This is a genomic window from Frankia sp. CcMO1, assembly GCF_977945845.1.
This window is the reverse complement of record NZ_CDWTMG010000213.1, coordinates 1-8747: the sequence shown is the minus strand read 5'-3', so window position 1 is coordinate 8747 and position 8747 is coordinate 1. Positions and strand designations below refer to the sequence as shown.

The following is an 8747-nucleotide window of genomic DNA, read 5'->3' as shown; positions in this document are numbered from 1 at the left end:
GCCGTCCTGCGCGCCGCGGGTGCCCGCCGCGTCGCGGACCTGGGCTGCGGGCCGGGCGCGCTGGTCCGCGCGCTGCTGGACGACCCGCAGTTCGAGCACGTCGTGGCGACCGACGTGTCCGCCCGGGCGCTCGAGGCGGCGGCCCGCGCGTTGCGCCTGGACCGCATGCCCGAGCACCGGCGTGACCGGCTCCGGCTGTTCCAGTCGTCGCTGACGTACACGGACGAGCGCCTGACGGGCCTCGACGCCGCGGTTCTGATGGAGGTGATCGAGCACGTCGACCCGCCGCGCCTCCCCGCCCTGGAGCGCGCGGTCTTCGGGGCCGCGCGGCCGGCGAGCGTCGTGGTGACGACGCCGAACGTGGAGTACAACGTGCGCTTCGAGGGGCTGGCGCCCGGGGCCTCGCGGCACCGTGACCACCGGTTCGAATGGACCCGCGCGGAGTTCCGCGAGTGGGCCGGGCGGGTCGCCGCGAGGTGGGGGTACGTCGTGCGCTTCCTCCCGGTCGGCACGGACGACCCGGAGGTCGGCCCGCCGTCTCAGCTCGCGGTCTTCACCCGGGCGGAGGTGGCGGCATGACGACGCCCGCCTCAGCGTCCGGGACCCCGGAGGCACAGGACGCGCCACGCGCCCTCGACGTCCCCGAGCTCAGCCTGGTCGTGCTCATCGGAGCCACGGGTTCGGGCAAGTCGACGTTCGCCCGGACCCACTTCCTGCCCACGGAGGTGATGTCCAGCGACACGTGCCGGGGGCTGGTCGCGGACGACGAGAACGACCAGTCCGCGACACCGGACGCCTTCGACGTCCTGAACTACGTCACCGGCAAGCGCCTCGCCGCCGGCCGGCTCACGGTGATCGACGCGACGAACGTGCAGCCCGAGGCGCGCCGCAAGCTCGTCGCGCTCGCGCGTGAGCACGACGTCCTGCCCGTGGCAGTCGTCTTCGACCTGCCCGAGCGGGTGTGCGCCGAACGCAACGCGGCCCGCCCGGACCGCCAGTTCGGCCCGCACGTGCTGCGACGCCAGCGGAACGAGCTGCGGCGCGGCCTGCGCGGCCTGCAGCGGGAGGGCTTCCGGACCGTCCACGTGCTGCGGACGGAGGCCGAGGTCGCCGCCGTCTCCGTGGTCCGGAGACGGCTGCGGAACGACCTGCGCCACGAGACCGGGCCGTTCGACGTCGTCGGTGACGTCCACGGCTGCCGCACCGAGCTGGAGCGGCTGCTGACGGACCTCGGCTACACCGTCGCCCGGGACGCGCGGGGGCGGGCCGTGGGCGCCCACCATCCGTCCCGGCGGGCGGTCTTCGTGGGTGACCTGGTGGACCGTGGCCCGGACACGCCCGGCGTCCTGCGGCTCGTCATGGGGATGGTCGCCGCCGGCGACGCGTTCTGCGTGGCCGGCAACCACGAGGACAAGCTGCTGCGGGCGCTGCGCGGCCGGATGGTGCGTGTCTCGCACGGGCTCGCCGAGTCGCTGGAGCAGCTCGCGGCCGAGCCCGCGGAGTTCCGCGCCGGCGTCGATCGGTTCCTCGACGCGCTCGTGTCGCACTACGTGCTCGACGACGGCCGCCTGATCGTGGCCCACGCGGGGCTGATCGAGCGCTACCACGGGCGGGCGTCCCGGCGGGTCCGCAGCTTCTGTCTCTACGGCGACACGACCGGCGAGACGGACGAGTTCGGCCTGCCGGTCCGGTATCCGTGGGCGCGCGACTACCGCGGCCGCGCGACGGTCCTCTACGGCCACACGCCGATCCCGGTCCCGGAGTGGGTCAACAACACGATGTGCCTGGACACCGGCTGCGTCTTCGGCGGCCGGCTGACGGCGTTGCGGTACCCGGAGCGGGAGGTCGTCGCCGTTCCCGCCGCCCGCGTCCACTACGAGCCGGCCAAGCCCTTTCCGGCCAACCCGCAGTTCGGGTCCGAGGTGGCCGGCGAGCAGGCGCCGGGAGCTGGGACGGGGAAAGGGACGGCGACCGGACGGCGCGACGTCGACGTCCTGGACATCACCGACGTCACCGGCCGCCGGGTCATCGAGACGCGGCATCACGGCCGGGTGAGCGTGCGCGAGGAGAACGCGGCGGCCGCCCTGGAGGTGATGAGCCGGTTCGCGGTGGACCCGCGGTGGCTGATCTACCTGCCGCCCACCATGAGCCCGGTCGCGACGTCCACGCACGAGGATCTGCTGGAGCATCCGGAGCAGGCGTTCGAGGCGTACCGGGCCGACGGCGTAGCGGCCGTGGTCTGCGAGGAGAAGCACATGGGGTCGCGGGCAGTGGTTCTGGTCTGCCGCGACCTCGCTGCCGCGCGGGCCCGCTTCGGCGCGCCCGGCGAGGCGACGGGAGCGGTGTGGACGCGGACCGGCCGGCCCTTCTTCGGCCCCGAGCTGACCTCGGCGCTCATCGAGCGGGTGCGTGCGGCGGCGGAGGGGGCGGGGCTGTTCGCCGAGCTGGAGAGTCCGTGGCTGCTGCTGGACGCCGAACTCCTGCCGTGGAACGCGAAGGCGGGCGACCTGCTGCGCAACCAGTACGCGGCGGTGGGGGCCGCGGCGCGAAGGGCGCTGCCCGCGGCGGTCGAGGCGCTGTCGGCCGCCGCGGCGAGCGGCCTGGACGTCACGGACCTGCTCTCGCGCACACGGGCGCGAGAGGGCAACGCGGAGGCGTTCACGGCGGCCTACCGGCGATACTGCCGGCCCACCGAGGGGCTGGACGGCGTCCAGCTGGCGCCGTTCCAGATCCTGGCCGCCGAGGGGACGACGTTCCACGAGCGGCCGCACCTGTGGCACCTGGGACTCGCGGACCGGCTGGCCGTGGCCGACCCCTCGATGTTCGCGGTGACCCGCCGGGTGACGGCGGACACGACGGACGCGGCGTCGACGGCGGCCGCCACCTCCTGGTGGGAGTTGCTGACGGCGGCGGGCGGCGAGGGCATGGTGGTGAAGCCCGGCGACAACCTGACACGCGGCCGGAAGGGGCTTGTGCAGCCGGGGCTCAAGGTGCGCGGGCGCGAGTACCTGCGGATCATCTACGGTCCCGACTACACGGAGCCAGCCAACCTGAAGCGGCTGCGGTCGCGTGGGCTGGGTCACAAGCGCTCCCTCGCGGGGCGGGAGTACGCACTCGGCCTGGAGGCGCTGGATCGGGCCGCCCGGGGTGAGCCGCTGTGGCGGGTGCACGAGTGCGTGTTCGCGGTGCTCGCGCTGGAGTCGGAGCCGGTCGATCCGCGGCTGTGAGCGGCCTCCCCTGGGCTGATGCGGCGTCCCCAGGGGTTCGTGATCGCCTCCGGTGAAGCGGAATGACCGGTTTTCCGGTCATTCCGCTTCACCGGCGGCGATCTTGGTCGAGCTAGCGCGGAGATACTCGAACCGTCACGACATCCTCGACGACCTCACCGCAACCTGGACGCAGCTCCAGCGCGAGCAGGGCGAGACAGCGACACCCGACCCGCCGGGGACCTACACCTCAGCCTGCCGTAGCCAGCGCACACGTCCGCTGACAGTCCGGTTGTCTCCGGCCGAAATCGATCAACTCGTCGCCGATTACCTCGCCGGTACAACTGCTCGCGAACTCGCCGTGCAGCACAACGTGTCGCTGACAGCCCTGAAGCGGCTACTTCAGTCCAGAGGAGCGCGACGGCGACCCAGAACGTGATGACCCTGCTTCATCTTTAAATTGGTACCCCCGCCCCGCCAACAGCTTCTCCGTCTGCCAACGGGGCGGAGGCGGCTTTAGTCCCCGCTGCCGTCTCGTTGACGGGGCACCGGAGGTTCTTGGGTGTAGGGACACGGCCACAGCTTGGCGCAGCAGACACACACACCCGCTATGGGGTAATGGAAGTCCCGCTGATTACTCCCGGCCATCACAACACCGTCACCAGGCGGTGCAAGATCTGCGGCGTCATGCCGTAGTTGTTTAGGCCGTGAATCCAGATGAGGAGTTGGCCCTCGTACATCCACCAGCAGACGTCATCGATCTTGTAAGGGTGGGTTCGCCGACCGAGCCAGTAACGGAATCCATCCCGAGGCATGGCGGCGATGAGGCGGCCTTGCAGGCGCAGCTCAATGGTTTCGTAGCGAAACGTGAATTCAATCGTGCCGGTCCAGCGGTCGTCCGAGTCGAGAAGATCCAACTCCAGGACGCCGGTCCACCGTTCGGGCAGTTCTGCCGCGTAACCCATGAGTTCGACCCGCTCCGCCGTCAGGATGTGCGTCTTAAGGACGAACCCAGCGATCCCCCGAGGGTGGTTATGCGCTGAGGAACCCGTAGACCGCTGGGTTCGTCGTGGCCAACCCAACACCCGGCGTGACGGCGGCCTCAACGTATCAATCTGACAGCACCTTCATGACGACAGTCCACCGTGACAACTGTCGCGCTGGTAGCGGTCTCTGCCACACTGCTCGCCGAGGAGGTGATCGTTGTGGCGGATGCTGGTGGACCTACGGTCGTGCGCCGGCAACTGGGGAAGCGCCTGCGCAGCCTGCGCGAGGGGTGTCGCAAGGCCATCAAGGACGTCGAGCGGGCCAAGCTGTTCTCGGTCTCCAAGATGATCCGCATCGAGTCCGGCCGAAGTGAAGTAAAGATCGGGGACATCCTGACGCTGTGCCGGTTCTACGGCGTCACGGATAACGCCGTGATCGACACCCTGATCGCACTGGCAGAGGGCACGAGTGAACGTGCCTGGTGGGAACAGCACACCGGTAGGCAGCTCCGTGACTGGTTCGCCTTGTACCTCGGTCTAGAGGAAGGGGCCGACCACGTCCTGATCTGGCACGCCGAGCTGGTGCATGGCCTGCTCCAGACGCCGGAGTACGCAGCGGCCGTCAACCAGGCGGCCATCGACGTGGAGGCACCACCGGACGAAGTGATCCGGCTGCGGCTGGCGCGGCAAGAGCGGTTCTTCAACCGTGAACCAGCCGGTCAGTTGCGGGCGGTCATCGGGGAGGGAGCGCTGAGCCGGGAGGTAGGGGGTGTCACGGTGAGGGACGCACAGTTAGAACACCTACGTCAGCTTGGCACCCGCAATCACGTCGACATCCGTGTCCTACCGTGGTCGGTAGGTGCCCACGCAGCCATGACAGGAGGCTTCACGATCTTCGACTTCGCTGATCCCGACGACCCGGCGGCCGTCTACGTCGAGTCCTTGGTCAGCGGCAGCTACCACGAACAGGATCAGCAGCTTGGGCGGTACCGGGCTGCCTTCAACGCCATCTACGACCAATCCATCTCTATCGAGGAGTTCCAGCTGTGAGCAGCAACGACGAGACGCCCTGGATCAAGGCATCCGCCTCGCAGGGCCAGGGAGAGTGCGTCGAGATGCGGCGTCATGGGGGTGCCATTGAGGTGCGGGACAGCAAGGACCCGGACGGGGCCGTCCTGCGCTACACGCCCGCTGAGTGGGTGGCGTGGCTAGACGGCGCGAAGAACGGGGAGTTCGATCATCTGACGATGTGAGACGCGAACAAGAAAGATCCCGGAGCACATTCCACGCTCCGGGACCTTTCTTGTGCCTAAATTAGCTTTCCGCCCGGAGAAGCCCGAACCTGACCGACCTTCCAGCATGGCAGAACCGTTCCCCGGCAGCCGTCGAATCGCAAGACAGCCGGACGAACCGGGATTCGACCGCTCCGTGCGACGTTCGGCGAGTACGGTTACGAGACTGCCTACATGGTTGCGGCGGCGCAAGCAACCGGTAGCACAGGGAGGCGGGTACATGGAACTGTCGGATTTTCAACGTGCCGCTCAAGAAACGAGCCGCTTGTCGCTCGGCGGCCCGCACGCGGCCATTGCTCCGATGCTCGGTCTCGCAAGTGAGACAGGCGCCATTCTTAACGTCTACCGCAAGTACCTCCGCGACGGCCTGGACCTCACCGCTAACCGCGAGTTCCTCCACGAACGATTGGGCGGCCTCTTGTGGTATCTCTCCGCCGTCGCGACCGCATTTCGCCTTGACCTGGAAGACGTCGCGGCCTCTACCGTGCAGCGGAGCCATGACCGCTATCCCACTCAACCGGGCGGACATAATTTCACCGCACTTCCGGTATTCGACGCCGACTACCCGCCGCAAGAACGATTCCCGCGTCAGCTCACGGTCGCGGTTGCCGAGCAGCCGCTTTCGACCGGGCGAGCCACAGCCTCGTTGACGCTCATCGATGCCGTACCGAATGCTTTTCCTGACGGCCCACTCCCAGTCAACGGCAAGTTGCGTGGCTACCAACTTGGCGTTCCCCTCGGCGATCCGCTCACTGACAACTCCCGTCGGATTGACACTTACCGCTTCCACGATGCGATTCACTTAGGATTCATGGCAGTACTCAATTGGTCGCCGACCATGCGGGCAATCCTGCGTCTTAAGCGTAAGTCTGATGCCATGGTGGATGAATGCGAAGACGGTGCCCGCGCCATCTTCGCCGAGGAAGGGTTAGCGGCCATACTGTCACGGCTTGCGGTCCGGCGCATGGGCTTTCTCAGCGATACGAACATCGACGGTGAAGTCATTGAGGTAGCCCGCGCAGCCACGACTGATCTGGAGGTCGAATCCCTGCCCGCCTGGCTCTGGCAGCGCGCCATTCAGCAAGGCTTTCAGGCAATGCACCAGCTCGCTACGAATGAAGGCGGCTACCTTGTGGCCGATCTCGACCAACGGCGACTGAGCTACCGCAAGGTCTTGGGCTAAAGGGGTAACATGCTGCCGGACGATTACGCCAAGCTGCGCGAGGATGTGGAGGCTGAACTCCTCCGTGGCGTCCGCCTCGGGATTCTCGGCCTTACCGACGTTACCCTAGCGCTCCTCCGCGACCTCTCACCTACCGGGCTCCATGCCGCCGTTGAGGGGGTCTACAGCGCTGAATCCCCGTCGCCTAAGCTCAACGTACCCACGCGGCCACTTGAAGCCCTGACCGACGTGACACCTGACGTCTTGGTGGTCGCGGCCGATGCCGCCAAGGAAGACCTGCTTCTGGCCGCGCTGCCGTTCATGCAGGGCACGCCCCGCGTCATTGTCTCCGGCTACGGCCATCTCCAATTTCGCGACCGCATGTACGAGGAAGAGCGTGCGCAATTGCTCGTGCCCTCACTCGCCAATGGCTATCCCAACAGTCTGCCGCACCTGTATCAGTGCCTCGTCAATGCTGCCCGCCTCGGTCTTCGCGGCGCGGTCGCGGAATTCGGCATGTTCAAGGGCGGTACGACGATGTTCCTGTCGCGAGTTATCGAGCGGCTTGGCGCTGACTGGCCGGTCATTGGCTTCGATAGCTTCGCTGGATTCCCGCCGCGGCGCAGTCCGCTCGATATGTACGACCATCCGGACTGCGTCTTTACCGACCTGCCAGCCGTGCAGCGCTATTTCGAGGGCCGCAACGTCGAGATCGTGGCGGGCGATATTGTCGAGACAGCGCAGCGCGTACACGGTGAGCCGCTGGTACTCGCCTTCATAGACACTGACAATTACTCGTCGGCACGGGCAGCACTGCGCGCAGTCGCGGATACAATTGTGATTGGCGGCGCTATCGTCTTCGACCATTTTACCGGTGTAGACCGGTTCCGCTACACCATCGGTGAACGTCTTGCCGGAATGCCGTTACTGGATGACGCCCGCTACTTCCACTTACACGGCACGGGGGTCTTCTATCGGCAGCGGTAGGATGGTCGCCCGAATGCACCGGCGGCTAGCTTATACTAGAAGGTGATGACGCTGCGACCACCGAAACCCCGGCACGGAATTTATGAGTTGTATTGGCAGTTCGCTTCCAAGCGTCAGGCGGCGTTCGAGCGCCGCGTTGCCGGGCAGCCCGCCCCGTGGACCGACGACGCGATTCTTCAGACCTTCAAGTTCTGCAACGTCTTTCGAGCAGCTGATCGGGTCAGTCAGTACATGATTCGCGACGTCTGCTATCACGACGAGACCTGTAGCCCCGAGGACCGGCTGTTTCAGATTGTCGCCTTCCGCACCTTCAGCAAGATTGAGACGTGGCGCAGTGTGCGGACCTTCCTCAGCCGCTACCCGACGCTCGATGACCTGGCGGACGGCTCCTTTACGAAAGCGCTTGATTACGCGCGGCAGGAGAACGGCGGCCTCTACACCGGAGCCTTTATTCTCTGTGCTACCGACGCCTTCGGTCAGGGCCTCAAGCACCTCAATCACGTGGAACTATTCCGCTACATGTTCCTCGGGGATGACCTCGGAAAACGCCTGCTCGACGCCTCGTCGCTGCGCGAGGTGTACGAGCTGCTGCATGGCTACCCGTTGATGGGCGACTTCATGTCGTACCAGACGACGATTGACCTCAACTACTCTGATCTCATCAACTTCTCTGAGAACGAATTCACGCAAGCCGGGCCGGGGGCACTACGCGGCATCAAGAAATGTTTCGAGGATTTCGGCGACTACAAGCCGGCCGACATCATTCTCTGGATGGTAGACAACCAAGAAGCCGAACTATCACGGCTTGGCTTTCCGTTTCGCGGCCTGTGGGGACGGCCACTGCACGCTATCGACGCTCAAGGCTTGTTCTGCGAGACCGACAAGTATTGCCGGGAAGCTGCCCCGGAGCTGGCCAGCGCACGCAAGCGCATCAAGGCTCGATTTTCACAGTCGCGTGAACCGATCGAACTCTTCTTCCCGCCGAAGTGGCAGATTAACGACAAGCTGCCGCGCGGTCCAGTAATGGGAAGTTCGGGGAGCCAAGAGCCGGAACTCTCCACGCTCTTCTGAGACCCTCGGCGGAAGCGGTAGCTTGAGGCTTATGCGAAACCCT

8 protein-coding genes are annotated in these 8747 nt (G+C 66.4%); 7 read left to right on the top strand and 1 reads right to left on the bottom strand.

Annotation, left to right across the window (positions count from 1 at the left end; translation table 11 throughout):
* The coding region (locus AC08OU_RS19580; protein WP_476605496.1) for a methyltransferase at positions 1 to 579 on the top strand (579 nt) is incomplete at its 5' end.
* Positions 576 to 3227: a polynucleotide kinase-phosphatase gene (locus AC08OU_RS19575; RefSeq protein WP_476605495.1), complete on the top strand. Its 2652-nt coding sequence runs from the start codon at positions 576 to 578 to the stop codon at positions 3225 to 3227. The genes AC08OU_RS19580 and AC08OU_RS19575, both read left to right, overlap by 4 nt.
* A gap of 626 nt (positions 3228 to 3853) precedes the next feature.
* On the opposite strand, the gene AC08OU_RS19570 is transcribed toward AC08OU_RS19575, so the two are convergent.
* On the bottom strand, positions 3854 to 4171 hold the full coding sequence (locus tag AC08OU_RS19570; protein ID WP_476605494.1) for a hypothetical protein: 318 nt from the start codon (positions 4169 to 4171) through the stop codon (positions 3854 to 3856).
* A 180-nt stretch (positions 4172 to 4351) separates the two neighbouring features.
* Here AC08OU_RS19570 and AC08OU_RS19565 point away from each other — a divergent pair, with 180 nt between their 5' ends.
* The 5 genes from AC08OU_RS19565 to AC08OU_RS19545 all read left to right on the top strand — a co-directional run bounded on the left by AC08OU_RS19565 (position 4352) and on the right by AC08OU_RS19545 (position 8704).
* Positions 4352 to 5242 (top strand): Scr1 family TA system antitoxin-like transcriptional regulator, encoded by an 891-nt coding sequence (locus AC08OU_RS19565; protein ID WP_476605493.1) that lies wholly within the window; start codon positions 4352 to 4354, stop codon positions 5240 to 5242.
* Positions 5239 to 5445, top strand: a complete 207-nt coding sequence (locus tag AC08OU_RS19560) for a DUF397 domain-containing protein (RefSeq protein ID WP_476605492.1) — start codon at positions 5239 to 5241, stop codon at positions 5443 to 5445. Before AC08OU_RS19565 ends, AC08OU_RS19560 begins: the two co-directional genes overlap by 4 nt.
* 259 nt (positions 5446 to 5704) lie before the next feature.
* Positions 5705 to 6667, top strand: a complete 963-nt coding sequence (locus AC08OU_RS19555; protein ID WP_476605491.1) for a hypothetical protein — start codon at positions 5705 to 5707, stop codon at positions 6665 to 6667.
* A 9-nt stretch (positions 6668 to 6676) separates the two neighbouring features.
* Positions 6677 to 7633 carry a TylF/MycF/NovP-related O-methyltransferase gene (locus AC08OU_RS19550; protein ID WP_476605490.1) on the top strand — a complete coding sequence of 319 codons (957 nt, stop codon included), beginning with the start codon at positions 6677 to 6679 and terminating at the stop codon, positions 7631 to 7633.
* Between the two features lie 45 nt (positions 7634 to 7678).
* Positions 7679 to 8704, top strand: a complete 1026-nt coding sequence (locus AC08OU_RS19545; protein WP_476605497.1) for a nucleotide kinase domain-containing protein — start codon at positions 7679 to 7681, stop codon at positions 8702 to 8704.
* Positions 8705 to 8747: the final 43 nt, after the last annotated feature.

Excerpts from the sequence above, each read along its gene's own strand:
- AC08OU_RS19575 (WP_476605495.1), top strand. The coding sequence starts at position 576 with ATGACGACGCCCGCCTCAGCGTCCGGGACCCCGGAGGCACAGGACGCG.
- AC08OU_RS19545 (WP_476605497.1), top strand. The coding sequence starts at position 7,679 with ATGACGCTGCGACCACCGAAACCCCGGCACGGAATTTATGAGTTGTAT.
- AC08OU_RS19570 (WP_476605494.1), bottom strand. The coding sequence starts at position 4,171 with ATGGGTTACGCGGCAGAACTGCCCGAACGGTGGACCGGCGTCCTGGAG.
- AC08OU_RS19555 (WP_476605491.1), top strand. The coding sequence starts at position 5,705 with ATGGAACTGTCGGATTTTCAACGTGCCGCTCAAGAAACGAGCCGCTTG.
- AC08OU_RS19550 (WP_476605490.1), top strand. The coding sequence starts at position 6,677 with ATGCTGCCGGACGATTACGCCAAGCTGCGCGAGGATGTGGAGGCTGAA.